This window comes from Duganella sp. 3397 (assembly GCF_031456625.1).
GTDB classification, from domain to species: domain Bacteria; phylum Pseudomonadota; class Gammaproteobacteria; order Burkholderiales; family Burkholderiaceae_D; genus Rugamonas; species Rugamonas phyllosphaerae.
The window spans coordinates 268,948-293,789 of sequence record NZ_JAVDVB010000003.1; the positions used below are offsets into that span (position 1 = coordinate 268,948).

At 63.9% G+C, this 24,842-nt stretch carries 25 protein-coding genes; 10 read left to right on the forward strand and 15 right to left on the reverse strand.

Annotation, left to right across the window (positions count from 1 at the left end; genetic code table 11):
* Positions 1–158: 158 nt before the first annotated feature.
* Together J2X54_RS09890 and J2X54_RS09895 are read left to right on the forward strand one after the other, a co-directional pair.
* A complete protein-coding gene (locus J2X54_RS09890; protein ID WP_070247415.1) occupies positions 159–2,525 on the forward strand; it encodes a M1 family metallopeptidase in 2,367 nt (788 codons plus the stop codon).
* Complete coding sequence (locus tag J2X54_RS09895; protein WP_310180171.1) at positions 2,525–3,016, forward strand: DUF6702 family protein; 492 nt, start codon at positions 2,525–2,527, stop codon at positions 3,014–3,016. The genes J2X54_RS09890 and J2X54_RS09895 overlap by 1 nt, the downstream gene beginning before the upstream one ends.
* Before the next feature lie 22 nt (positions 3,017–3,038).
* Here the strand turns inward: J2X54_RS09895 and J2X54_RS09900 are convergent, their stop codons facing one another.
* Both J2X54_RS09900 and J2X54_RS09905 read right to left on the reverse strand, forming a co-directional pair.
* Positions 3,039–3,704, reverse strand: a complete 666-nt coding sequence (locus J2X54_RS09900) for a hypothetical protein (RefSeq protein ID WP_310180172.1) — start codon at positions 3,702–3,704, stop codon at positions 3,039–3,041.
* Between the two features lie 200 nt (positions 3,705–3,904).
* A complete protein-coding gene (locus tag J2X54_RS09905) occupies positions 3,905–4,876 on the reverse strand; it encodes a DUF2268 domain-containing putative Zn-dependent protease (protein WP_310180173.1) in 972 nt (323 codons plus the stop codon).
* Between the two features lie 229 nt (positions 4,877–5,105).
* Here J2X54_RS09905 and J2X54_RS09910 point away from each other — a divergent pair, with 229 nt between their 5' ends.
* A complete protein-coding gene (locus J2X54_RS09910; RefSeq protein ID WP_310180175.1) occupies positions 5,106–5,420 on the forward strand; it encodes an addiction module antidote protein in 315 nt (104 codons plus the stop codon).
* 17 nt (positions 5,421–5,437) lie between these two features.
* Here the strand turns inward: J2X54_RS09910 and J2X54_RS09915 are convergent, their stop codons facing one another.
* The 3 genes from J2X54_RS09915 to J2X54_RS09925 form a co-directional block, all read right to left on the reverse strand.
* Positions 5,438–7,102, reverse strand: a complete 1,665-nt coding sequence (locus J2X54_RS09915; protein WP_310180176.1) for a methyl-accepting chemotaxis protein — start codon at positions 7,100–7,102, stop codon at positions 5,438–5,440.
* A 119-nt stretch (positions 7,103–7,221) separates the two neighbouring features.
* Positions 7,222–8,034: a PhnD/SsuA/transferrin family substrate-binding protein gene (locus J2X54_RS09920; RefSeq protein WP_310180178.1), complete on the reverse strand. Its 813-nt coding sequence runs from the start codon at positions 8,032–8,034 to the stop codon at positions 7,222–7,224.
* The gene (locus J2X54_RS09925) at positions 8,003–9,013 is read right to left on the reverse strand and encodes a fatty acid desaturase (RefSeq protein ID WP_310180180.1); all 1,011 of its coding nucleotides are present in this window, start codon (positions 9,011–9,013) and stop codon (positions 8,003–8,005) included. The genes J2X54_RS09920 and J2X54_RS09925 overlap by 32 nt, the downstream gene beginning before the upstream one ends.
* A 162-nt stretch (positions 9,014–9,175) precedes the next feature.
* Here J2X54_RS09925 and J2X54_RS09930 point away from each other — a divergent pair, with 162 nt between their 5' ends.
* Complete coding sequence (locus J2X54_RS09930; RefSeq protein WP_310180181.1) at positions 9,176–9,376, forward strand: hypothetical protein; 201 nt, start codon at positions 9,176–9,178, stop codon at positions 9,374–9,376.
* Between the two features lie 3 nt (positions 9,377–9,379).
* On the opposite strand, the gene J2X54_RS09935 is transcribed toward J2X54_RS09930, so the two are convergent.
* Together J2X54_RS09935 and J2X54_RS09940 are read right to left on the reverse strand one after the other, a co-directional pair.
* Complete coding sequence (locus tag J2X54_RS09935) at positions 9,380–10,135, reverse strand: Crp/Fnr family transcriptional regulator (protein ID WP_310180183.1); 756 nt, start codon at positions 10,133–10,135, stop codon at positions 9,380–9,382.
* Between the two features lie 187 nt (positions 10,136–10,322).
* Positions 10,323–11,492, reverse strand: a complete 1,170-nt coding sequence (locus J2X54_RS09940; RefSeq protein ID WP_310180186.1) for a 4-hydroxybenzoate 3-monooxygenase — start codon at positions 11,490–11,492, stop codon at positions 10,323–10,325.
* A 124-nt stretch (positions 11,493–11,616) separates the two neighbouring features.
* Here J2X54_RS09940 and J2X54_RS09945 point away from each other — a divergent pair, with 124 nt between their 5' ends.
* Positions 11,617–12,528, forward strand: a complete 912-nt coding sequence (locus J2X54_RS09945; protein WP_070247505.1) for a helix-turn-helix domain-containing protein — start codon at positions 11,617–11,619, stop codon at positions 12,526–12,528.
* A gap of 5 nt (positions 12,529–12,533) precedes the next feature.
* On the opposite strand, the gene J2X54_RS09950 is transcribed toward J2X54_RS09945, so the two are convergent.
* Positions 12,534–13,319 carry an IclR family transcriptional regulator C-terminal domain-containing protein gene (locus J2X54_RS09950; protein WP_310180188.1) on the reverse strand — a complete coding sequence of 262 codons (786 nt, stop codon included), beginning with the start codon at positions 13,317–13,319 and terminating at the stop codon, positions 12,534–12,536.
* Positions 13,320–13,449: 130 nt separating this feature from the next.
* Here J2X54_RS09950 and pcaH point away from each other — a divergent pair, with 130 nt between their 5' ends.
* The 4 genes from pcaH to J2X54_RS09970 are packed head-to-tail and all read left to right on the forward strand — an operon-like array spanning position 13,450 to position 17,339.
* Positions 13,450–14,142 carry a protocatechuate 3,4-dioxygenase subunit beta gene (pcaH, locus tag J2X54_RS09955; RefSeq protein ID WP_070247506.1) on the forward strand — a complete coding sequence of 231 codons (693 nt, stop codon included), beginning with the start codon at positions 13,450–13,452 and terminating at the stop codon, positions 14,140–14,142.
* Between the two features lie 22 nt (positions 14,143–14,164).
* Positions 14,165–14,680, forward strand: coding sequence for a protocatechuate 3,4-dioxygenase (locus J2X54_RS09960; protein WP_310180190.1), 516 nt, complete (start codon positions 14,165–14,167; stop codon positions 14,678–14,680).
* A 12-nt stretch (positions 14,681–14,692) separates the two neighbouring features.
* Positions 14,693–16,069 carry a lyase family protein gene (locus J2X54_RS09965; RefSeq protein WP_310180192.1) on the forward strand — a complete coding sequence of 459 codons (1,377 nt, stop codon included), beginning with the start codon at positions 14,693–14,695 and terminating at the stop codon, positions 16,067–16,069.
* Between the two features lie 7 nt (positions 16,070–16,076).
* On the forward strand, positions 16,077–17,339 hold the full coding sequence (locus tag J2X54_RS09970; RefSeq protein ID WP_310180195.1) for an alpha/beta fold hydrolase: 1,263 nt from the start codon (positions 16,077–16,079) through the stop codon (positions 17,337–17,339).
* Between the two features lie 127 nt (positions 17,340–17,466).
* On the opposite strand, the gene J2X54_RS09975 is transcribed toward J2X54_RS09970, so the two are convergent.
* Genes J2X54_RS09975 through J2X54_RS09985 form a run of 3 tightly spaced genes read right to left on the reverse strand, consistent with a single transcriptional unit; the run spans position 17,467 to position 20,685 of the window.
* The gene (locus J2X54_RS09975) at positions 17,467–18,663 is read right to left on the reverse strand and encodes an ABC transporter substrate-binding protein (RefSeq protein ID WP_310180197.1); all 1,197 of its coding nucleotides are present in this window, start codon (positions 18,661–18,663) and stop codon (positions 17,467–17,469) included.
* 19 nt (positions 18,664–18,682) lie between these two features.
* Complete coding sequence (locus tag J2X54_RS09980; RefSeq protein WP_310180200.1) at positions 18,683–19,645, reverse strand: PDR/VanB family oxidoreductase; 963 nt, start codon at positions 19,643–19,645, stop codon at positions 18,683–18,685.
* The gene (locus tag J2X54_RS09985; protein ID WP_310180203.1) at positions 19,642–20,685 is read right to left on the reverse strand and encodes an aromatic ring-hydroxylating dioxygenase subunit alpha; all 1,044 of its coding nucleotides are present in this window, start codon (positions 20,683–20,685) and stop codon (positions 19,642–19,644) included. The genes J2X54_RS09980 and J2X54_RS09985 overlap by 4 nt, the downstream gene beginning before the upstream one ends.
* A 233-nt stretch (positions 20,686–20,918) precedes the next feature.
* Here J2X54_RS09985 and J2X54_RS09990 point away from each other — a divergent pair, with 233 nt between their 5' ends.
* Positions 20,919–21,404, forward strand: a complete 486-nt coding sequence (locus tag J2X54_RS09990) for a MarR family winged helix-turn-helix transcriptional regulator (protein WP_310180206.1) — start codon at positions 20,919–20,921, stop codon at positions 21,402–21,404.
* Between the two features lie 9 nt (positions 21,405–21,413).
* Here J2X54_RS09990 and J2X54_RS09995 read toward each other — a convergent pair whose 3' ends face one another.
* Genes J2X54_RS09995 through J2X54_RS10010 form a run of 4 tightly spaced genes read right to left on the reverse strand, consistent with a single transcriptional unit; the run spans position 21,414 to position 24,760 of the window.
* Positions 21,414–22,115: an ABC transporter ATP-binding protein gene (locus J2X54_RS09995; RefSeq protein WP_310180208.1), complete on the reverse strand. Its 702-nt coding sequence runs from the start codon at positions 22,113–22,115 to the stop codon at positions 21,414–21,416.
* Entirely contained in the window at positions 22,108–22,863 is a 756-nt protein-coding gene (locus J2X54_RS10000; RefSeq protein ID WP_070247434.1) for an ABC transporter ATP-binding protein, read from the reverse strand. Before J2X54_RS10000 ends, J2X54_RS09995 begins: the two co-directional genes overlap by 8 nt.
* Positions 22,860–23,897 carry a branched-chain amino acid ABC transporter permease gene (locus J2X54_RS10005; protein WP_310180210.1) on the reverse strand — a complete coding sequence of 346 codons (1,038 nt, stop codon included), beginning with the start codon at positions 23,895–23,897 and terminating at the stop codon, positions 22,860–22,862. The genes J2X54_RS10000 and J2X54_RS10005 overlap by 4 nt, the downstream gene beginning before the upstream one ends.
* Positions 23,894–24,760, reverse strand: coding sequence for a branched-chain amino acid ABC transporter permease (locus J2X54_RS10010; protein ID WP_070247507.1), 867 nt, complete (start codon positions 24,758–24,760; stop codon positions 23,894–23,896). The genes J2X54_RS10005 and J2X54_RS10010 overlap by 4 nt, the downstream gene beginning before the upstream one ends.
* Between the last annotated feature and the right edge of the window lie 82 nt (positions 24,761–24,842).

Genomic DNA, 24,842 nt, shown 5'->3' on the forward strand with positions numbered 1-24,842 from the left:
GTGCGTCCCGAGCCAGGATGCGCCATTTTTGCACCGCACAGGTGCCTAACCAGGTAAACCGTATGTTGGTTTGTATATTATTGTATCTGCAGGAAATAGTTCAGATGGTTGCGATACACTAGCTCCTTTTCTTCGGGCAAAGAGCAGGAATCCAAACTATGCGTACAACCTTCGGCCTGATGGCCTTATGCCTGACCGTGTCCGCCTTTGCGGCCGAACCTTTCGACGACAAGTTCCGTCAACTGGACGAAGTTCTCCCTACCGCCAATACCTATCGCACGGCCTCCGGCGCCCCCGGCGCGGCCTACTGGCAGCAGCGCGCCGACTACACCATCCGCGCCACGCTGGACGAGTCGAAGCGCGCCATCACAGGCACGGAGCAGATCCGCTATCACAACAATTCGCCCGACACACTCACCTACCTGTGGGTGCAGCTCGACCAGAACATCTACAAGAAGGATTCCGACGCCCGCATGATGCTCACGCAGCCATCGCGTGAAGCGTGGACCAAGCCGCGCGGCGCCGAAGACGGCTTCAAGTTCGAAGGCCTGCGCGGCGTGCTGGCCGGCCGCGACTTCGACGGCGGCTTCAAGATCAGCGCCGTCACCGCCGGCGGCCAGCCGCTCAGGCACGTCATCAACCGCACCATGATGCGCATCGACCTGCCAGCGCCATTGAAGCCGGGCCAGACCTACAGCTTCAATATCGACTGGTCGTACAACATCAACGAGCAGCTGGTGCTGGGCGGCCGCTCCGGCTACGAGCATTTTGAAGCGGACAAGAACGACCTGTTCGAGATCGCCCAGTGGTTCCCGCGCATGGCCGCCTACTACGACGTCACGGGCTGGCAGCACAAGCAGTTCCTGGGCGCTGGCGAATTCACGCTGGAATTCGGCGACTACGATGTGAAACTGACGGTGCCGGCCGACCACGTGGTCGCTTCCACCGGCGAACTGCAAAACCCCGGCGACGTCTTGACCGCAGCGCAGCGCGACCGCCTGGCCAAGGCCAAGACGTCGGACAAGCCGGTAGTCATCGTCACCCAGGCCGAAGCCGAGCAGGCCGAAAAATCGGTGAGCACCGCCGCGAAAACCTGGCACTTCAAGGCCGCCAACGTGCGCGACTTCGCCTGGGCGTCAAGCCGCAAGTTCGTCTGGGATGCACAGGGCTACAAGAAGGGCGGCACCAATGTGCTGGCCATGTCCTACTATCCGAAGGAAGGCAACCCGCTGTGGGAGAAGTACAGCACCCAGGCGATCATCCACACCATCGAGCAGTACAACAAGTTCAGCTTCGACTACCCGTATCCGACCGCGATCTCGGTCAACGGCCCGGTGGGCGGCATGGAGTATCCGATGATTTCGTTCAACGGTCCGCGTCCGACCAAGGACAAGAAGACCGGCGAAATCTCGTACTCGCAGCAGACCAAGTATGGTCTGATCGGCGTGATCATCCACGAAGTGGGCCACAATTACTACCCGATGATCGTCAACTCCGACGAGCGCCAGTGGACCTGGATGGATGAAGGCCTCAACACCTTCGTGCAATACCTGGCAGAACAGGCCTGGGAAGACAACTACCCGTCACGGCGCGGCGAACCGCGCAACATCGTCGATTACATGCGCAGCCAGAACCAGGTGCCGATCATGACCAACTCGGAGTCGCTGCTACAATTCGGGAACAACGCCTACGCCAAGCCGGCCACCGCACTGAACATCCTGCGCGAGACCATCCTGGGCCGCGAACTGTTCGACTACGCGTTCAAGGAATACGCCCAGCGCTGGAAGTTCAAGCGCCCTACCCCGGCCGACTTCTTCCGCACCATGGAAGACGCGTCGGGCACGGACCTCGACTGGTTCTGGCGTGGCTGGTTCTACACCACCGACCCGGTCGACATCAGCGTCGATGGCATCAGCGAGTACGGCGTCAACACGCAAGACCCGGAAAAGGAAAAGGCATGGCGCCGCGCGCAGAAGGAAGCGCAGCCAGTCTCGATCTCGCAGCAGTTGAACAAGTCCATCCCGAAGCGCACCGACGCCCACCCGGAACTGAAGGACTTCTACAACGAGCATGACGAGTTCACGGTCACCAACAAGGACCGCAACACGTATGCCGAATCGGTGGGCAAACTCGAACCGTGGGAAAAGCAGCTGCTCGACCAGGGCAAGCACCTGTACCTGGTGGACTTCTCCAACGTGGGCGGGCTGGTGATGCCGCTGATTCTCGAGATTGAACTCAAGAGCGGCAAGAAATACATTGAGCGCGTGCCTGCCGAAGTATGGCGCTACTCGCCGAAGAAGATCACCAAGCTGATCGTCACCGACGAGCCGATGGTGGGCCTGACCCAGGACCCGTACTGGGAAACCGCCGATATCGACACCAGCAACAACGCCTGGCCGCGCAAACCGACCCAGTCGCGCCTGGAGCTGTTCAAGACCGAGCGTGACAAGGTCAACCTGATGCGCGACTACAATACCCCCCTGAAAGCCAAGGACGACAAGTCCAAGGCCGAAGCGGGCAACTGATGCTGCGCAGCGTGATCCGCTGCGCCGCCGCCGTGCTGGCGTTCTCCAGCGCGGCGGCAAGCGCCCATAACTACCACATGGGCATCGCCGACATCAGCTACAACGAGCGCACCGGCAGCACCGAGATCGTCCACACCTACACCGCGCACGACGTGGCCACGCTGCTCACCAGGCAGGCCGGCCGCGTGGTGGACCTCGGCCAGCCGGGCAGCGAAGCGCTGCTGCGCAAGTACGCCGAACAGCAGTTCACCGTGTCGGGCCGCAAGGGCGAACGCCTGCCGCTCACCTGGATCGGCATGAAGGCCGATGCGGACAGCGTGGTGATCTTCCAGGAGATTGCCCGCACACGTTTGGCTGCCGGATCGCGTATCCATAACGCGGTGCTGACGGACCTGATTCCAACGCAGAAGAACACCGTCAATGTGCAGGTGGACGGGCCGGTCAAGACCCTGGTCTTCGACCAGGGCAATCTGGATCAGCTCATTCCTTAGTCACTTCCTGGTCACTTCCTGGTCACTTCTTGATGACCGTGCCAAGCGCCACTGGCTGCCCGGCTGGCAGCGTTTCCACGTAATCCCTGCCACGGAACACATGCCAGCCTTGGACATCGGTGTTCGGGTCGATTTCTTTTGCGGCCGGCGCGTAACCGAGGCGGCCTTGCCAGCTTTCCTTGCCATCGGCTTCCATCGAATAGGTGATGTTCAGACCTTCGCGCTTGATGGTGCCTGTTACTGTCGGTCCATCCTCGCCCTTTGCGTGTTCCAGACCCGGGATATCGGTCTCGTCAAAGTCGATGCCGGCGCCATCGGCCAATGCGCACGGGCTCTTCATCCTGGGCCAGTCTCCGCGCGTCATGGGAGGCGCAAGCAGCATGGAGATTTCGGAAAACATGGCGGGATTGGGTTTGTCCGGGCCCGAAGTCAGGCGGATGGTATCGCTTGAATTGCTGGGCAATATGGTGATGATCGCCGCTTGTTTGCCGTCGACATCCAGGTGGGCCACCGAGGCATTCGTGTAGTTCTCGACCCTGGCTTTCCACACGCGGCCCTTTTTTGCGGTGGTGCGCTCGACGTCAGTGGCGTCTGTCCATTTCAGCGTGGCGGGACAGGTAGCCTGGGCGTACGAGAACGACGGCGACGAGATTGCCAGGGCAAGCAGCAGTGATGGGCCAAGCTTCATGGTTTTCCTGATGGATGAGAGACGTGTCATTGCGCAGTGTGGGCAAAAGTTGCAATTAAAGCAAATCACTCTTCTCAACATAACGCTTGCTCCTGGTTCGCGCCAAGGTGGCTAACTCCGGCCATGTCGACACCGCCTCGGCAAGGCTGTGCAGCGCCCACCTGAACCATTCCGAATCGCGTGCGATCGCCTCTCGTTGTTCACGGTGCATAGCCGCTGGCTTTCAGGATGGCCGCCGGATCACGCAACGCGAGCAGCTCGCCGATGGCGGCGCGCGGATCCGGCGAGTGTGCCACGTAGGCTTCCGCGATGCGCATGCCGATCCAGTAGCCGGCTTCGTGAGGCCACCCTGCTGGCGCCGATCCGTAATTGGTGAACCAGCGCCGGAAGCGGCTGTCAGCCATCGGGTTGGCCAGGCTGGCGCTGTCTTTTTGCATGGCCAGGCGATCGCGCTGGAACTCCTGCCACAGCCATGGCTCACGCTCTCGGGCCCACCCATCGCGCTGCCGATCCGGCACTTCGCCCGTGACCAGGCTCGCCAGGTAATCGGCGACACCCTCGAGCAACGCCTGGTTCAGCAGGGGATCGGCTGCGGCTTGCGGCGTGTCGTCACCCTGCCAGGTGTGCACCGTCTCGTGGGCGAAGAACGCGCGCATCCTGGTGCGGAACTGCTCGGGAGTGGTGCCCGGCAAGCAGGTCACTTCCAGGCCGATCACTTGCGCGTCCCGGCTGGCAGTTCCGCCCGAGTTACCAGCGCCGAAGACCACGTGAATCGCCGGCAAGGGACGTTCCGGCAGCAAGCCGGCGAAAGCGAGGTAGATCGCCCGCAGGTCGCTGCGCAGTGCTGGCAACTGCGGCAGGCACTCCCTGATCGCGTAGCGATAGTTGTCGGTCCTGGCGGCCACCGCGCGCGCCAGGCGCCTGGCGTCGACGATGCGCATGGGCGTGAAGATGCCGACGCCAGCTCCAGCGCCGTCAAGGTAGTCGCGCTGCAGCATCTCTGCGGTGGGTACGGCGCCGTCCTTCATCAAGAATGCGAAGCGCTGCGCATCGCGCGCGTCGATGTCGGCTGCCAGCGGATCGACGCCGCCGCGCGGGTGGGCAACTGGTTGCGCCAGGGCCTGGCTTGCGACCACGGTGAAGACCAACAGTGCTGCAAGCTTTTTTATCATTGTGGTGGGGTCATCGTTTGGGGCCTGGTTAGGCGAACTTATCGAACTTTAACCCATCCAATAACTTGGGCGACAGTTAAATGAGAACAATCAGGCTGTGAACGTAAAGTCTGGCTGATCGACAGGCCCGCGCGCGGATACTGGTCAGACTGCAACGCATGATTGCCGGAAGTTTTTGCGACTGCAAACCGTTGACTGACTGGAAAGACTGGAACAGGAGAAATGCAATATGAGTAATTCGTCCCGCCCGCACGACGATGCAGTCGTGGAACTACTGCGAGAGGATCCAGCACTGGTCGATGAATACCTCGCAGCAGCCCTGGAAGATGCAGACAAAGAAGGCGGTCGTCAGGCACTGCTGGCGGCGTTACGCCATGTTGCCGAAGCGCAGGGCATGGCGAACGTTGCCGAGCGCGCAGGTATTCCTCGCGAAAGCCTGTACCGTGCCCTCTCCCCAAACGGTAATCCCACCATCAAGACGCTGCTGGCGGTGCTCGATGCGGCCGGACTCAAGCTCGGCGTGCATCGCGCACTGCCAGCCTGATAGTCCAAGGCCGACGGTTAAAACGCTTCCCACTCATCGGCAGCGGTAGCCGGCGCTTTCAGCTTCGGTTGCGCCTTGGCCGCAACGCGCGCCACCGGTTTCACCGGCGCCGGCTTCACGACCGTCTTGGCGCCCTGCCCGGCCGCGATGGTAAACGCAGCCACCGTCTGCTCCAGCATGTCGGCCTGCTCGCGCAAGGTCTCGGCGGCGGCGGCGGTTTCTTCCACCAGCGCGGAGTTCTGTTGCGTGGTGCCGTCCATCTCGGTGATGGCCTTGTGGATCTGGGCGATGCCGTCGTTCTGCTCTTGCGTGGCGGCGCTGATTTCGCCGACGATATCGGTCACCTGGCGGATGCTCGAGACCACGTCATGCATGGTGGTGCCGGCCTGCTCCACCAGCCTGGTGCCCGAGCCTACCTTTTCCACCGAGTCGTCGATCAGGGTCTTGATCTCTTTCGCGGCGGCCGCCGAGCGCTGCGCCAGGTTGCGCACTTCGCTCGCCACCACGGCAAAGCCACGGCCCTGCTCACCGGCGCGCGCCGCTTCCACGGCCGCGTTCAGGGCCAGGATATTGGTCTGGAAAGCGATGCCGTCGATGACCGAGATGATGTCCACGATCTTGCGCGACGATTCGTTGATCGACCCCATGGTCACCACCACCTGCTCCACCACCGCGCCGCCCTCGGAGGCGACCCGCGAGGCCGAACGCGCCAGCTGGTTGGCCTGGCGCGCATTGTCGGCGTTCTGGCCCACGGTGGACGTCAGCTGGTGCATGCTGGCGGACGTCTGTTCCAGCGCTGCGGCCTGGGTGGCAGTGCGCTGCGCCAGGTCGCCGGTGCCGGCAGCGATCTGGCTCGAAGCCGAACCGACCGCGCTGGTGGATGCGCGCACGGTGTCGATCACGCGGCCGATCTTCGCCAGCAACTGGTTGAAGGCCACTGCCGTCTGGCCGATTTCGTCCATGCGCGCCACCGGGATCTTGCGCGTCAGGTCCAGCGTTTCGCTCACGTGCACCAGCGTGCTGCGGATCGATTCCAGGCTGCCCTTGATCAGCTTATACAGCTGCCAGGCCAGCGCGCCGGTCACCAGCAGCGCCAGCGCCACCACGCTTACCAAGAGCGTAAACGCGAAATCGTAGGCGGCCACGCTCTCGTCGCGAACGTTGGCGATGAGCTTGTTGTTATAGGCGATGTGGTCATCGAAACCCTTGGTCAGCGCAGCGGCGGTGAGCGCCAGCGGCGTGCCGGGCAACAGCGTGGCGCGCACCGCGTCCATGTCGCCGGCATGGGCGCCGGCGATGAACGGCACCAGCGCCTGGCGGTAGGCAGCCATGTTCTGCTTGTCCTGCTCCAGCATCTTGCGGTCGGTGTCGTCGAAGATGCGGTTTTTTTCGTAGCTGGCCAGCACCTCGTCGAACTTGGCGTGGGCGTCGTTGTAGGCCTTGTCCAGGTCCGTCTTGTCTGCCAGGTTGGAGAACACCGACAGGCGATAGCCGGCCAGGCGGGTGGCGGCGGCAAAGCCCTTGGCCGAGTTCAGGCCTTCGATGCTCGGGATCAAACGGGTTTGCACCATGTCGAGGCGATGGTGGGCGTTGGACAGCTGGGACAGGCCAGTCACGCCAACAAAAATCAGCGCCAGCAAGGCCACCGACAAGGTCAAGATCAAGCGCTTGGTGATACTCATAGTCTTTTCCATGGAAAGTGAGGGGTGGCGGTCATCTTGACGCGACCTGCCGGCACTATACTCTCAATGTTCCGATGGGCAATTATACTAACGTATTATCTACACAGTTGTTGCCTCAATCACGTGACAACCGGGGATGCCGTCGCGGATGGGCCAGTTACCATCGTTCTGGCAGGGACGGCGGCCATGACGGTGATGCGGTCGTACGCCGCATCGTCTAGATAACCGAAACCCTTGATGCGCAACACATCCATGGCCGCGCGCAGCCGCGCGCTCGGCCACAACAACGCCGCCCGCAAGCGCTCCACCAGCACCAAAGGCACCTGCCCGCCAGCGATGAACGGCAACCCTGGCGCAGACGCCGAGTAGTCGAGCACCGAGATCGCGCGCAGCCGCTCCGGGTACTCCTGCGCGATATAGCCATAGGTAACGCAATCGATGGCGGCGATGTCCGCATCGCCACTTGCCACCAGCGCCAGGCTGGCCGCATGGCTGCCTGACCACTTCACGTCCCGGAAGAACTCTGCGCCGTTAGAAAACGGCGCCACTGCATGGCGCAATGCGTTCATGCCGCTATTGGAGTGGGCGTCGTTGATTGCAGCGACGCGACCGCGCGCCTGTGCCAGGCAGGCGATGCCGCTGCCGGTGCGGGTGACGATCACGCTCGAATAGTCGCAGTGGTCGCAGCCGGGGAAATCGTAGGCGGGCGTGGCCAGCAGTTGCACCTGGCCGCGCAACTGCGCGGCGTAAGGGTAACCGCAGGTCTGGCTCACCAGCAGGCCGGGCTGGCGCCAGAAGTCGATCAGCGTGCCAGGCTGCTCCAGCGTGGCGTGCACTCCCACCTGGTCGAACAGCTCCGCGAGCAGGGTTTCGTAACCCTGCGTCAAGCGGGGCGAGACGTTATACATGGGCAGCGCGGTTTTCCAGTGCATGATCGTTCGAAGGGTGCTGGGGCATGAAGGGATGGACCGGCGCGTCGATGGCAGTAAAGCCGTAACGGCGCACCAACTCACCGTAACCGTCCACGTGGAAGCCGCCACTGCGCGCGTTATAGGTCTCGCGCCGGGCGCGGTACACGCTCGGCAGCAGATACCATGGCAACGACGGCAGATCGTGGTGTACCAGGTGCAGATTGTTATTCAAAAACAGCAGGCGGAAACACCACCCGGCCTCGTTGAGCACAATGCGCTGCTTGTGGTCCTGGGCCGGGCGGTGCTCGTGGTATGAGCGTACCATGGCCAGCGACTGCGCCGGGTACGCTATCACCAGCAGGTACCACCACGCCGGCAGGCCGAACGCCGACGAGATCCACCACAGCAGCGCCGCCACCATGGCGATGTGCGCAAGCCACATCGGCACGTAGCGCCAATCGCCGCGCAGCGGCTGGCGCACCGCCTCGAATAGCGTGCCGCCGATCGCCAGCGCCGGCCCCACCAGCACCCGGCCCCAGAACGTCTTGTTGAACCAGTACACGAGGCGCACCGGCCGGTTCATGCCCGCCCACTCGCGCGGGCAGATGTACTGGCTCTCGGTATCGAGCGCCGGCATGGTCAGGTGGGAATCGATGTGGTGCGCAAGGTGGCTGTCGCGGTACAGGCGGTACGGGTACCAGATCGCCAGCGGCGCATAGCCGAACAGCCGGTTCACCGATGGCCACCGCGTAGGATGACCGTGTATCAGCTCGTGCTGGAGCGACATATACCAGGTGCTCCAGCAGATCAGCAACAAAGTGGCCGGCACTGCGCCCAGCACGCGCCAGTTGGCCAATGTGAGCAGCCAGCCGCCGTAGATCGCCACGATCAGCAGCCAGGTCGGCCACTCGGCGCGCCACAGTGGGCGGGCGCGCTCGAACGCCACTTCCGCGTGCTGGTGAGCATCGATGTATTCCGACCTTGTGTACTTTTCACCCATTTCATCCCCGCCAACTGGCACGTGGATCAAGTATAGGGAGGGTCGTTAGATGGTAAAACGAATGAAAACACGCATCGTTATGTGTTTTTCGATGGGTCGTGAAGGTGGCACTAGGTGTGGCAACGTACAGCCGCGAGTGCGGCGGGGAGTCAGAATGAAGCCATGGATACCTCGCTCAACATCGCCAAAAAACCCCACCCGGCGGCCTACGCTCTGCATCGGCAGATGATGGCCGTGCAGCGGACCATGTCCGCTGCTACGGTGGAAGAATCGGTGAGGGCTTCGCGTTGGGCCAACGCCTGGTACCAGCTGGTGCAGCGCAAGCTGGACCAGCTCCAGCAAGCGCCGCGCTATTTACATTGAGGATTATGCAGGGGTGTAGCAACCACCGGCGCGGCGTTCCATGCCGGCGCGGTCGATCACGGTCACGGTGCCGCGACGGTAAACGATCAGGCCTTCTTCCTGCAGCTTGCCCGCCGAGCAGGTGATGCTCTCGCGGCGCACGCCCAGCATGTTGGCGATCATTTCCTGGGTTACTTTGAGTTCGTTCGACAGCGAGCGGTCCAGGCGTTCGAGCAACCAGCGGCACAGGCGCTGCTCGATGCTGCCGTGACGCACACCGGCGACGGTTTGCGCCAGTTGCGCGAACAAGGCGCTGGTGTGGCGCATCAGTTGCTGGGCCAGGGCGCCGCCGCTGAAGAAGGCGTTGCGCAGTACCGCAGCGCGCACACGGTAGCCGTAACCGGAGGTTTGCACCACGGCCGAGCAGTTGGCGCGTTCGGTTTCGTACATCGACACACCGACTACACCTTCGCGGCCAACCACGGCGATCTCGGTGGCGCCGCCCTCTTCGGTCACGTATTGCAGCGAGACGATGGCGTTGGTCGGGAAGAAGGCATATTCCATTTTGTCGCCGATGTCGAACAGGTGCTTGCCAGCTTCCAGCGGCACCAGTTCCAGGTCGGCGAACATGGCCACCAGTTCGTCGCGCGACAGGGCGCGCAGCAGTTCGTTCTGTTGGGCGCCGGTCAGGCTCACAGTCGGGGAGGCATCCGCCGCGATGGTGCGACCTACGTTGCCGATGGTGTTGGCGGAGACGGAAGTTTGAGTAGCGTGGAACATGGCGGGCCTCTTCGAATAGGGTTGTTGTCTGCTGCCGGCGCCTATTTACAAGTGCCGGCTGATGAACAACACTATATCCCCGCTATGTTCGCTACCTTATAGGACCACCTACACGGCTAATGTAGGTTAGGAACATAACACAGCGTAAGACCAGTCCTACTCAAACCACGCCGCTTGAAATGCGCGACTAGAAGTCACCAACATAGTTCTCGGCCAGCGCGGTGGCCATCGCCCGCGACGACACGATATTGGCCAGTTCCGCGCGTTGCATCTCGCGTTCGAACGGCGTGGCGCCTTCGAAGGTATGCAGCAGCCGCGTCATGGTCCACGAGAAGTACTCGGCGCGCCAGATGCGCTTGAGCGCATCTTCGGTATAACCGGCCAGCAGCCCGCCCTTGCCCTGCTTGTAGTACTGCTCGAAGCCGCGCGCCAGCAGCTTGACGTCGCCCACGGCCAGGTTCATACCCTTGGCGCCGGTCGGCGGCACGATGTGCGCCGAATCGCCCGCCAGGAACAGCCGCCCCGCCTGCATCGGCGTGGAGACGAAGCTGCGCATGGCGATAATCCCCTTCTGGAAGATGCGGCCTTCGTTGACCTTCCAGCCATCGTTGTTTTCCAGGCGCGCGTGCAGCTCCGACCAGATGCGGTCGTCGGACCAGTTATCGACATGGTCTTTCGGGTCGCACTGGAAGTATAGCCGTTGTACGGTAGGCGACCGTGTGCTGACCAACGCAAAACCGCGATCGTGCTGCGCATAGATCAATTCGTCGGACGACGGGCTCGACTCGACCAGGATGCCGAACCAGCCGAACGGATAGATGCGCTGGAAGTCGCGGCGCTGGTCCTGCCCCGGCATCGACGCGCGCGACACGCCATGGTAGCCGTCCGCACCAATAATGAAATCGGCGTCGATCCGCGCTTCTTCGCCGCGATGGGTGAACGTGACCGAGGGCTGGTCGGTCTCCACGCCGTGCAGCGCCACATCGGACACCTCGAACAGGATCTGGCCCTGTGCCGCCAGCCGCGCGGCCACCAGGTCCTTGATCACCTCGTGCTGCGGATAGACGGTAATCGCCTTGCCGGTCAGATCCAGCAGGTCGATGCGGTGGCGCTTGCCGTCGAACGACAGCTCCACGCCGTGGTGCAGCGCGCCGATGGTGCGCATGCGCTCACCGACGCCCGATTCGTTGAGGATGTCCATCGTGCCCTGCTCCAGCACGCCGGCGCGGATGGTCGCCTCGATGTCGGCGCGTGAGCGGGTTTCGATGACGACCGATTCGATCCCCTGCAGGTGCAGCAGGTGGGATAACAGCAGGCCGGCAGGGCCGGCGCCGACGATGGCTACCTGGGTTTTCATGATGTGTCTCCGGTTTGTTGTGGCAGATGTTATGGCTGCATCGTAGCGCCGCGCGGGCAGAAAAAACATGGAGGAAACCGCATAAAACTTGTACTATTTCGACAGACTCTCGACCTTGCCCATCATGCCCAAGACTGCGACCTTGCTAGATAACGCCAACGCCGGGATTCCCCGCTTCGCCCTGTACGGCGAGCAAACACGGGCGGAAAACGCCGAATTCGTCCACATCGAACTGATCGAAACCCGCAGCCGCGTGTACGACTGGCATATCGACCGGCATACGCACCCGGGCATGTTTCAGGTACTTTTTCTGTTCGGTGGCGATGTGCGCGCGGGGGTGGAAGACCAGTTATGGAAGTGCCGGGGACCGACTGTCATCACCATCAATCCCGCCGTGGCGCACGGCTTCGACTTCGCGCCCGGGGCGCATGGCTACGTGCTGACGGTGGACCAGAACGTGGTGTATTCGGCCGCCGAAAACCAGGCCGACCTGTACGCCTCGTTGTTCATGGCGCCGCTGGCGATCGACCTGGCGGCGCTGCCCGAGATGTGCACGCGCCTCGAAGCCCTGCTGCAGCAGCTGCTGGCCGAGGCCACCTGGCCGCAGCACGGCCATACACTGATGCTCGACTGGCTGGCGCGCTGCGTGTTGCTGCTGCTGGTGCGCGTACACGCCGAACACCGCATCGCCGACCAGTCGGGCCGCAGCGACTTCGAGCTGTTTTCGCGCTTTCGCGCCGAGGTGGAGCAGCACTACAAGGACCAGTGGCAGGTGGCCGACTACGCCGGCGCGCTGCGCGCCACGCCCACCCGCCTCAATCGCCTGTGCCTCAAGCTGGCTGGCAAATCGGCGTTCGACATCGCCCAGGACCGGCTGATGCTCGAAGCGTGTCGCAAGCTCACTTACGTCCCGGCCAGCATCGCCAGCATCGCCTACGAGCTGGGGTTCCAGGACCCGGCGTACTTCAGCCGCCTGTTCAAGAAGCGCGTGGGTGCGACGCCCAAGGCGTTCCGGCTCAAGGTAACGTCACAGTAGGGTGCTCACAGCAAGGCGTTCAGTTCCACCTGGATCTTGATCAGCGCCGGCAGGCAGCGATCCACCATCTCGCCTGGCCGCATGCGCCCGGCATGGACGCTGATGTTCATCGCCGCCACCACCTCGTTGCGGAAGTTTCGCAGCGGGACCGAGAGCGTACGCAAGCCCAGCTCCAGTTCCTGGTCCACCAGCGCATAACCATGGGCACGGGCGCGGGTGATCTCCAGGGCCAGGCGCTCCTTGCCGGTGATGGTGTGCTCGGTGATCGGCTCCGGTTGCAACCGCTCGAGGTATGCCTCCAGCTGCGCCGGCGGCAGGCTGGCGAGCAGCATGCGGCCGTTGGCGGTACACCAGGCAGGCACGCGGGTACCCGGTTGCAGCGTGCTTGACACCATCTGGCCCGCGCTCACCGCCGCCACGCACACCAGCTGATCCTGATCGAGGATGCCCACCGACGCCGCCTCGCCCAGCGAGTAGGCGAGCCGGTACAACAGCGGCTGCGCCAGCCGAGGCAGGCGCGCCGAATGCAGGTACGACTGCCCCAGTCGCAGCACCATCGGCGTCAACGAAAACAGCTTGTTCTCGTGGCGCATATAGCCGAGGTGCGTGAGCGTGATCAGGTAGCGCCGCGCCGCCGCACGCGTCAGTCCCGTGTGCGCGGCGACCTCCGCGATACTGAGGCGACTGCGTTCCTGGTCGAAGGCCTGTATGACTTGCAGCCCTTTTTCCAGGCCGCCCACGAAGTCGCGCGGGCTGGGAATGTCGTCGGTATCGGTGGTATCGGTGTTCATGGAAGATAAATCGAGATTTGGGCGCTATGCGCACAAAACGTGCGCATAGCGAATATAGCATGCACTGCCCGGCTTGTGGCCTGGCTGCGCTTTGCCTACTATCGACCGCACCAACAACAAGGAGACCGCTGTGAAATTCGACACCATCGCCGCCGGCGTCTACCCGGAACTCGTCTATCCGCCGTATAAATCCACGCTCAAGCGCGGCCCGTTGCAGCCCTTGCTGCGCATCGCCGCACCGGTGCCGGTGAGCGACAATATCGCGCCCTCCCCGCGCATCCTGCTGCCCCACGACACCGACCTGACTGCGCAAGGCGACGGCGCGCCGCTGGGCGAGAAAATCGTCGTCACCGGCCGCGTGCTCGACGAGGACGGCAAGCCGGTGCGCAACTCGCTGGTCGAAGTCTGGCAATGCAACGCGGCCGGCCGCTACCGCCACAAGAAGGACCAGCACGACGCACCGCTCGACCCCAACTTCAATGGCTGGGGCAAAATGATGACCGACGACGAAGGTCGCTACCGCTTCGTCACCATCAAGCCCGGCCCTTACCCGTGGGGCAACCACCACAAGGCCTGGCGCCCGGCCCATATCCATTTTTCCCTGTTCGGCAACGTGTATGCGCAGCGCCTGGTCACGCAAATGTACTTCCCCAGCGACCCGCTGTTCGACTATGACCCGATCTTCCAGAGTATTCCCGACTTGGCGGCGCGCCAGCGCCTGGTCTCGCGCTTTTCACTCGACGAGACCGTGAGCGACCAGATGCTCGGCTATGAATTCGACATCGTCCTGCGCGGACGCGACGCCACGCCCATGGGTATTTGAGAGCACAACCGGAGCACCAGACATGACAACAGCTATCACCACATCGCAAACCATCGGCCCCTTCTCGCACGAGGCCTGGCAATGGGCCGTGGACCTGGGCACTGCCGCCAGCGCGGCCGCCGCCGGCATCGCGATTGCCGGCACCATTTATGACGGCGACGGCACCCCGATCAACGACGCCCAGATCGAGGTATGGCAACCGGGCGCTGAACACGCGGAGGCCGCGCTCGATGTTCCAGCCTTCCGCCGCATTCCCAGCGACGACCAGGGCGGCTTTACCTTTACGCTGGCCGATATTGGCGCGCAGCCGGGCCAGCCGGTGGCCTACGTGACCGTGTTCGCGCGTGGCCTGGTCAAGCACCAGTTCACCGCCGTGTTCCTGGCCGACGACCCGGCGCTGGCAACATCTGCGATACTGGAACAGGTGCCGACCGCGCGCCGCCCCACCCTGCTCGCCGCAAAAACCTCGGATAGCCGGTATCGCTGGGACATCCGCATGCAAGGCGACATGGAAACCGCCTTCTTCGACTACGTTTAGCCTGGAGCCGCAGTGAGTGTATCGATCTTCGACAGTTTTTTGACCACCACCGACATGATCGCCGTGTTCGACGACGCGGCCATCATGCAAGGCATGTTCCGCTTCGAGCAGGCGCTGTCGCAGGCGCAGGCCGACGAAGGCCTGCTGCCGCAGTCGGCCGCACGGGCAATTGCCGGCGTGTGCAACGCCCAGCTGTACGACATCCCCGCCCTGATCACGGCCGGCCGCCGCGCCGGCAGCCTGGCCATTCCGCTGGTAAAGGAACTGACCAGGACCGTGGCCCTGTACGACCAGGAAGCAGCGAGCAAGGTCCACTGGGGCAGCACCAGCCAGGACGTGATCGACACCGCGATGGTGCTGGCCACACGCGACGCCCTGCAACTGCTCGACGACGGCCTGCACGACCTCACCGGCCGCCTGTTGCTGCTGGCCGGCGAACACCTGGCCACGCCGGTGCTGGCGCGCACCCTGATGCAGCCGGCCCAGGTGACCAGCTTCGGCTTCAAGCTGGCCGGCTGGCTGGCGCCGCTGGTGCGGTCGCGCGCGCGCCTGCGCGAGTGCGCCGAACGCGCCTTGCAGCTGCAACTGGGCGGCGCGGTGGGCACGCTGGCGGTGATGGGCGAACAAGGCCCGGCGGTGGGCACCCGCATGGCCAGCGCGCTCGAGCTGCGCGTGGCCGATGCGGCATGGCACACGCAGCGCGACGAGTGGGTGCGCCTGGGCCTGGAAGTGGCGGTGCTCACGGGTAGCCTGGGCAAGCTGGCCACGGACCTGAGCCTGATGGCGCAGGGAGAAATCGCCGAACTGGCCGAACCGTCCGGCAACGGCCGCGGCGGCTCGTCGGCCATGCCGCACAAGCGCAACCCGGTGTCGGCGATGATCGCGCTGGCCGCCGCCACCCGCACGCCGCAACATGCCGCCGCGCTATTGGCCGCCATGGGCCAGCAGCACGAACGTGGCCTGGGCAACTGGCAGGCCGAACTGGCCGAGTGGCCCGGCCTGTTCCTCAGTGCGCACGGCGCCTTGCAGGCGCTCGACGAAGCATTCGCCGGACTGCACGTGGACACCGCCCGCATGCGCCGCAATATCGACGCCTTGCAGGGGCTGGTGTTCGCGGAAGCGGCGGCTAGCTACCTGGCAGCGACCATCGGCAAATCGGCCGCCCACGCGCTGCTGGAAAAAATGACCGGCGAAGCCCTGTCCACTGGCGGCCACCTGGCCGATGTGCTGGCAGCGGCGATTGCGCTTGATCCGCCATTGCAGGCCGCCGTTGACCTGGCGCACCTGCGCACGCTGTTCGATCCGGTGGCTGCCACCGCGCCGGCGCAGCGACTGGCGCAGGAACAATTGCGCCGCCTGCGCGACGACATCAACCAATTCACCAAGTGAGCACCGCATGAGTTTCGATCCGATCGACCACGACTTCGAGCGTGGACTGGGCAACCGCCGCACCATCCTCGGCGACGCGTGGGTCGAGCGTTCGCTCGGCAACGCCAACAATTTCAATGCCGACTTCCAGAACCTGATCACGCGCTTTGCCTGGAACGAGATCTGGGGCCGGCCCGGCCTGGAACAAAAGACCCGCCGCGCCATCGTCCTGTCGATCACCATTGCGCTGGGCCGCTGGGAAGAATTCGACCTGCACGTGCGCGCAGCCCTGCTGGGCGACGACAGCAACCGCCTCACGCCTGACGAACTGAAGGAAGTACTGATCCAGTCGGCCATCTATGCCGGCGTTCCGGCCGCGAATACCGCTTTCACCCACGCCATGGTCATCCTGCGCGAAGTGGGCCCGCAGATCGGCTACGAGCTCGAACCTTCGGCGCCGCTGGTCGCCAGCCACCCGGGCGTGGGCCGCGAGGGACGCAGCAGCGGCAGGCCCGCCCTGCACTACACGGTGCGTGAACCGCGCAGCGGCAAGGCGCCGCGCCACACGGTGGTGCTCAGTCATGCGCTGGGCTGCGACCTGACCATGTGGGACCGGCTGGCCAACGAACTGGCTTTGGACAGCCGCGTCATTTGCTACGACCATCGCGGCCACGGCAGCTCGGAGTCGCCGCCTGGCGCCTACGGCATGGCCGAACTGGCCGACGACGCAGCCGCGCTGCTGCGCGAACTCGATACCGGGCCAGTGGTGTGGATAGGCTTGTCGATGGGCGGCATGGTCGGTCAGGAACTGGCGCTGCGCCACCCGTCGCTGGTGCGCGCACTGGTACTGGCCAACACCACGTCGGGCTACCCGGCGCCGGTGCAGGAAGTCTGGCGCCAGCGCATCGCCACGGTGCAGGCCCAGGGCATCGAACCGATCGCCGACGCCGTGATGGCCCGCTACTTCCACGACGGCTTCCGTGCCACCCATCCGGGCACGGTGGCGCGCTTCCGGCGCCGGGTGGTGGCAACCGATAACGTCGGCTATGCGGGCTGCTGCCACGCGGTGGGCACGGTCGAGACCACGGCGCGACTGGGACAGATCAAGGCGCGGACCCTGGTGATTGCGGGGGAACTGGACCAGGGCACGCCAGTGGCGATGGCGCAGGTGCTGGCCGACGGCATCGACGGTGCGCGGCTGGAGGTGTTGCAGGAGGCTTCGCATTTGAGCTATATCGAACAACCGGAGATGTTCAGCAGCGCGGTGCACAGCTTCATTGGGACTCTTTAAGCTGCCGTTAAATCCGTCATCCCCGCGCAGGCGGGGATCCATACCGAGCGTGAATATACCGCGGCACAAACGCTCCATGGATCCCCGCATTCGCGAGGATGACGATTTTTAAGGTTGGCGGCTATCGTTAAACACCGGGATCGCGCACTTTATCCACCTGGTCGAACTCCACGTTGTAGTACCCCCCACCCACCTGCTCCGCCTTGCGGATATAAACCGTCTGCACGATATCGCGCGTGGCCGCATCGATGCTGACCGGGCCACGCACGCTGGTCCATGCCATGCCCTTCATGGCCGCCAGCAACTTGTCGCCATTGCTGTCGCCACCGGTCTTTTTCAGGGCCTGGTACAGCAAATGCATGCCATCGTGCGCGCCCACCGAGTGGAAGTTCGGGCGCATTCCCTTGTTCGCTTTCTGGAACGCGTCCACGTAGGCCTTGTTCTCGGCCGACGGATGCGCCGCCGAGTAGTGGTGGCTGCTCACCACGCCGGCTGCCGCAGGGCCAATGCTCGCCATCAAATCGTCGTCGAGCACATCGCCGGTGCAGATCAGGCGCACGCCGGCTGCCGCCAGTCCGCGCTCGGTGAACTGCTTGAGCACCGCCGCGCCTTCGCCCGATGGCACGAACACGAACAAGGCGTCCGGTTTCAGGTCGCGCACCTTGGCCAGGAAAGGCGCGTAGTCGGGGTTGCGCAGCGGCGCACGGATGGTTTGCACGACCTTGCCGCCGCCTTCCGTAAAGCCCTTGACGAACACTTTTTCGGCATCCAGCCCGGGACCGTAATCGCTCACCAGCGTCACCACCGTGCGGATCTTGTTCTTCGCGGCCCACTGGGCCATGGGCGCTGTCACCTGCGCCAAGGTGAAGCCGGTGCGCACGATGTAAGGCGAGCGTTGCGGAATCACGGACGTGGCGGCCGCCATCACGATCATCGGCACCTTGGCCTGCGTGGCCACCGGCGCCGCCGCAAACGCCAGCGGTGTAAGGCCGAAGCCGGCCAGCACCTGTACCTTGTCACGTGAGACCAGCTCCTGCGCCAGGCGCTTGGTCACATCAGGCGAGACGCCGCCGTCGTCCTTGACGATGATTTGCACCGGCCTTCCCGCGACCGTGGCGCCGTTCTGGGCGATATACAGTTTGACGGCCGCTTCGATCTGCTTGCCGGTGGAGGCGAACGGTCCGGACATCGGCAGGATCAGGCCCACCTTGAGCGGGTCGGCGGCAAACGCGGACAGCGGCAGCAGGCCGGTAGTGACCGCAGCAGACAATGAAGCTGTAACCCGCAGGATGCGGCGGCGGGGCTGATTGACAGGGTAGGTCATGGTGTCTCCTTGGGTATTTTTATAGGTCGAGCAGCAGCGTGGGGGTGTTGGAACGGGAACAGCACGGCGTGAACTGGTCGTTGGCGGCCTGCTCCTCCTCGGTCAGGTACTGGTCGCGGTGATCGGGCACGCCTTCCAGTACGCGCGTGAGGCACGTGCCGCATACGCCCTGCTCGCACGATGCCGGCACGAATACGCCGGCGTCCTGCAGCACTTTCATGACGGTCACGCCGACCGGGATGGTGTAGGCGGCGCCGGTCGATTTGAGTTGCACCTCGAACGGCTGGTCGCCTGCTGCTTCCTCGACGACAGCGCCGAAGTACTCGAGGTGCAGCTGGGCGGCCGGCCATTGCTGTTGCGCGGCGCATGTCTTCACATGCTCGATGAAGCCGGCCGGTCCGCAAAAATAGATATGGGTGCTGCGGTCCAGGCTCGCCAGCAGTGCCGGCAAGTCCAGCTTTCGGGCGTGGTCGCCAGTGTCGAAGTACAGGTGCGAGACGGCGGCAAAACTCGATGCTGCGATGCGGTCGCGGAACGCCATGCGCTCGGGCGAGCGCGCACAGTAGTGGAGCTCGAACTGCGCACCCTGTGCGGACAATGCCTCGGCCATCGCCAGGATCGGCGTGACGCCGATGCCGCCGGCCAGCAGCAGGCTGCGTGGCGCGTCGGTCAGCGCGAACAGGTTGCGCGGAGCGCTGATGTGCAGCGTGGCGCCTGCCACGATGGCATCGTGCATGGCCTGCGAGCCGCCGCGCGAGGCCGGATCCCGCAACACGCCGATCAGGTAGCGATGGCGCTCGTGCGGCGGATTGCACAGCGAGTACTGGCGCACCAGGCCGGGCGCCACGTGGACGTCGATATGCGCACCGGCAGCAAACGGCGGCAGGTCGCTGCCGTCTGCGCTCACCAGTTCATAGCTGCATATATCGTCCGCCTCGCTGGTCCGGCGCTCCACCCGGACGCTCAGCAGGTCGGCGCTCATGCCGGCTGCTCCGGCGTATTTTCCTTGACCATCCATTGTTCCAGCACGCGGCGCGACTGCATGCCGCCGGCGTCGATGTTCAGCGCCAGCAGCTTGCGCTCGGGATGGCGCAGCAGGTTGGCCTGCTGCAGTTCCAGCATCTCGCGGTCTTCGTTGAATATCTTGCCCTGCCCTTCGCGGATGGTGGCGGTCAGTTCCTTGTCCTCGGGCTTGAAGTTGCGCGCCATGCCCCAGAAGTACCAGTGCGAGGTTTCGGTTTCGGGCGTGATGAAGTCCACCACGATGCTCGACGCCTTGTACTGCGGCGCGGCGTCGTAACCGCCGTTGCCGGCGTGGGCCACACCGACTTCGATCATCACGTGGCTCGGCGGCGTGAAGCGGCATACCTGCCAGCGGTCGACCGGCACGTCGTCGGCCAGGCCGTTGCCGCGCAGGGCCGCGCGCCAGAACGGCGGCGCCATGATGTTTTCCATGTAGCGGCTGGTGATCACTTCCTCGCCATTGACGCGCGTGGTCACCGGCGCCTCGTCGATCTCCTTCTGGCCGATGCTCGACGCGTGGACGTACGTCTCGTGCGTGAGGTCCATCAGGTTGTCGATCATCAGGCGGTATTCACAGTTGATGTGATAGAGGCCGCCGCCGTACGCCCATTCCGGGCTCTCGGCCCATTCCAGGTAAGGGATCTGCGCGGGGTCGGCCAGCGCCTGGTCGCCGGGCCACACCCAGATGAAGCCGTGGCGCTCTTCCACCGCGTAACTGCCGATGCACGGGAAGCCGCGCGTGCGCTGGCCCGGCATGCTGACCACCTTGCCGTCGCAGCCCATTTCCAGGCCGTGATAGCCGCAGACCAGGTTGCCGTCGCGGACAAATCCGAGCGATAGCGGCGCGCCGCGATGCGGGCAGAAATCCTCCACCGCCGCCACCTTGCCCCCGGCGCCGCGATAGAACACGATCTTTTCGCCGCAGATCTGGCGTCCAAGCGGCTTGCCATCAATCTCGTCGGGCGAGCAGGCCACGTACCAGGTATTTTTTGGGTACATCTTTGTCTCCTAAGTGAATTGAGCGCCGACCAAAGCCTCCAGAACGGCGTTGCAGCTCCTCGCCGTACATTTGTACTGTCTTCGTCGCTGCGCCTTGTTCTGAAGGTTTTGTTAGGCGCTCATAAATATTCAGTACACTGAATATCGTAAAGTATAGTCCTGAAAACGCGGAAGTAAACCTCCGCCTCCAACTCTTTTCATATTGCGCCGCACCAGCGCCGCCGGGAAACGCCATGCCAGAAACCGAAAGCACCTTGAACGACTTGTACGAACACCCGGGCCACTTGCTGCGGCGCGCGCAGCAGATCTCGGTGTCGATTTTTTACGATGAAATGGGCAGCGAACTGACGCCGATCCAGTACGCGGTGCTGCGCAACCTGGCCGCCCATCCGGGCACCGACCAGGTGTCGCTGGCGGCGCTGACCGGCATCGACACCTCGACCGGCGCCACCGTGTGTGCGCGGCTCGAGGAAAAGGGACTGCTCGAGCGCAAGGTGATCCCGACCAACCGCCGCCAGCGCGCACTCACCATCACCTGCGCCGGCGAGCAGCAGCTTGAGGACATGATCCCCGGCGCCCAGCGCCTGCGGCGCCGCTTGCTGGCGCCGCTGACAGGGCCGGAACAGTTGCAGTTCATGGCGCTGCTGACCAAGCTGGTGCAGGAAAACAATGAACAGAGCCGGGCGCCGCTCACGCCCTCACCGAACAGCAGCAGGTAAAACAGAAGGTCAGGCCACCGCCACCAGCCGATCGAGCTTGTCGCCATCGGCCAGCAAACTGGCGCTGTCCGAATCGTGCACGATGCGGCCGCGATCGAGCACGATGGCGCGCCTGGTCAGCGATAGCGCCAGGCGCGCGTGCTGCTCCACCACGATCACCGACATGCCCTCCTCTTCCACCAGCTTGCGGATCACCCGCACCAGGTCCTGCACGATGATCGGCGCCAGGCCCTCCATCGGTTCGTCCAGCAGCAGGATGCGCGGATTGGTCATCAAGGCGCGCGCAATCGCCACCATCTGCTGCTCGCCGCCGGAGAGCTGGTTGCCCATGTTGGTGCGGCGCTCGAACAACCGCGGGAATATCTGGTAGATCTTTTGCAGGTTCCATGGCCCCGGGCGCGCCACCACGGTCAGGTGTTCCTCGACCGTGAGCGACGGGAACATGTGGCGCTCCTGCGGCACCCAGCCCAGGCCCGCGCGGGCGCGCTTGTGGGTGGTCATGCGGCCGATATCGGCGCCGTCCCAGTGGATGCCGCCGCCGTGCAGGCGCGTGAGTCCCATCAAGGTCACCAGCAGGCTGGTTTTGCCGACGCCATTGCGGCCCAGCAGCGCCAGGCTGTCGCCTTCGTTCATGGTAAACGACACGTCTTCCAGGACGATCGATTCGCCGTAGCCGGCCGTGACTTTATCAAGCTTGAGTAGTTCACGCATGTTCCGCCTCCCCCAGGTACACTTCCTTGACGCGCGGATCGGCCGCGATTTCTTCCGGCGTGCCTTCGGTCAGCACCTTGCCGCCCACCATGACCGTGATGCGGTCGGCGAAGCGGAACACCAGTCCCATATCGTGTTCGATGAACAGCACCGTGACGTCGCGCGGCAGGTTGGCCAGCACTTCGAACAATTCGCGGCTCTCGGCCGACGGAATACCGGCGGCAGGTTCATCGAGCAGCAGGATGCGCGGCTTGGTGGCCAGCGCCAGCGCAATCTCCACCAGCCGCTGTTTACCGTAAGCCATGCTGCGCGTGATGCTGTTGGCCTGGTCGGTCAGTTTCAAAGTGGCCAGCAGTTCCATCGACTCGGCGATCACGTCCGGGTGGTTGGCCACGGTCTTGTACCACACCGACTGCAGGCCGCGCCGCTCGGAGATCGCCAGCGCTACCGACTCCAATACCGTCATGCCGGCAAACAGGGTGTTGAGCTGGAACGTGCGCGTCATGCCGCGATGGACGCGTTCATGCTGGGGCAGCTGGGTGATGTCTTCGCCGCCGAAAAACACCTTGCCGCTGCTGGGCATGAAGCTGCCCGTCAGCAGGTTGATGAACGTGGTCTTGCCGGCGCCATTGGGGCCGATCAGCGCATGGCGCGCGCCGGGCTGGAAGGTCAGGCTCACATCGCTGTTGGCCAGGAACGCGCCCCAGCGCTTGGACAGCCCTTCGGTACGCAAGGTGATATCGCTCATGCCGCCCCCTTCTTCGATTTGAAACCGCCAGCCAGTTTTTCCAGGCCACCGAGGATGCCGCCGCGCGCGAACAGCACGATCAGCACCAGCAGCAGGCCGATATAGAACTGCCAGTACGCGGGATTGAGACCCGAGATGTAATCCTGCGCCACCATGAACACGGCCGCGCCAATGAGCGCACCGTACAGGCGGCCGGTGCCGCCCAGCACCAGCATGATCAGCAGTTCGGCCGAACGCGGGAAACCGAGCGAATCGAGGCCGACGAACTGCGTGGTCTGCGCCAGCAGCCCGCCAGCGATACCGGCAATCACGGCCGACACGGTGTAGATGGCGATCAGGCGGCGGTTGACGTTGACGCCGAGCGAGGGCATGCGGCGCACGCCTTCGCGGATGCCGATCAGGCTCAGGCCGAATGGCGATTTGACCAGCCGGCGCAGCACCACGAACAGGATGAACAGCACCGCAAAGCTGTACCAGTAAGCCACCGTGCCATTGAGGTCGAATTCGAACTTGCCGAACAGGTTACCGACCATCATGCCCGACAGGCCATCGACGCCGCCGGTCAGCCACGAGGCCTTGTTGGCCGCTTCGTGCAGCATCAGGCAGATGCCCAACGTGACCATCAGGCGGGTCAGGTCCTGGCCGCGCACCACCAGGAACGAAACAATGAAGCCGAAGATGCCGGCCACCACGGCGGCGGCCAGCAAGCCGCTGATCGGTTCACCCCAGCCATGCACGGCCAGCAAACCGGCGGTATAGGCGCCGAGGCCGAAGAAGGCGGCATGCCCGAGCGAGACGATGCCGGCGTAACCGAGGATCAGGTCGAGCGACAGCGCGAACAGGCCGATGATCATGATCTGGCTGATCAGGACCAGGTAGCCTGGGAAGGCAAAGTAGGCGGCAATCGGCAGCAGCCAGAACACGATTTCCAGCGGCTTCCAGCGGTCGTTGGGCAGGTTCAGGTGTGCGGTCGGGATAGGCGTCATGGCGGTCTTCGCAACGTCAGGTTTCAAGGTGTCGGTCATGGCGTTCATGCCTTCCTCCGGATCAGGCCAGCAGGGAACACGATCAGCAGCACCACCATCAGCGCGTAGATCACGAAGGCGCCAATTTCCGGCACATAGTATTTACCGGCCACGTCGAACACGCCGAGAATGAGCGCCGCCACCAGCGGGCCCTTGATGGTGCCGGCGCCACCCACGGCCACCACCAGCAGGAAGTACACCATGTACTTGACCGGGAAGCTGGGGTCGAGCCCCAGCACGTCGATACCGAGGCCGCCACCGAGGCCGGCCAGGCCGGAACCGAGCGCAAAGGTCAGGCTGAACACCAGGCTTACATTGATACCAAGGCCGGCCGATGCGGTCTGGTTATCGACGGACGCGCGGATCTGCGCGCCGAAGCGGGTACGCTCGATCAGCAGGCCCAGGGCAATCGTCACCAGCACCACCACGCCGATCAGGAACACGCGGTAGGCGCCCACGTCCAGGCCGAGGATATGCACCTGGCCGCGCAGCCATTCCGGCAGCGTGACCGGCTGCTGGGTAGGTCCGAAGAAGTAGGTGGCGGCTGCCACCGACATGAAGGTGAGGCCAATCGAAAACAGCACCTGGTCCAGGTGGCTGGCCTTGTAAAGGCGGCGGTACAGCAGGCGTTCGAGCACCAGCCCCACCACCGCCGAGGCAATGAACGCCAGCGGCAGCGTGGCCAGGAACGGCACGCCCAACGCGGACAATAAAGTCACGCTGACGTACCCGCCCAGCATGGCAAAGGCGCCGTGAGCCAGGTTGATAAAGTTCATCATGCCCATCGTGACCGACAGGCCCACGCTGATCAGGAACAGCAGGCTGCCATAAGCGATGCCGTCGAACAGCACGCCAGCGAAATTGCCTAGCATGGCTGCCCCCATTTCATTTCCAGGCGCTCTGGGGCGCCGTATTGGTATTGTTGGTTCATTTTGTCTCCTGCCATTCTCAGTC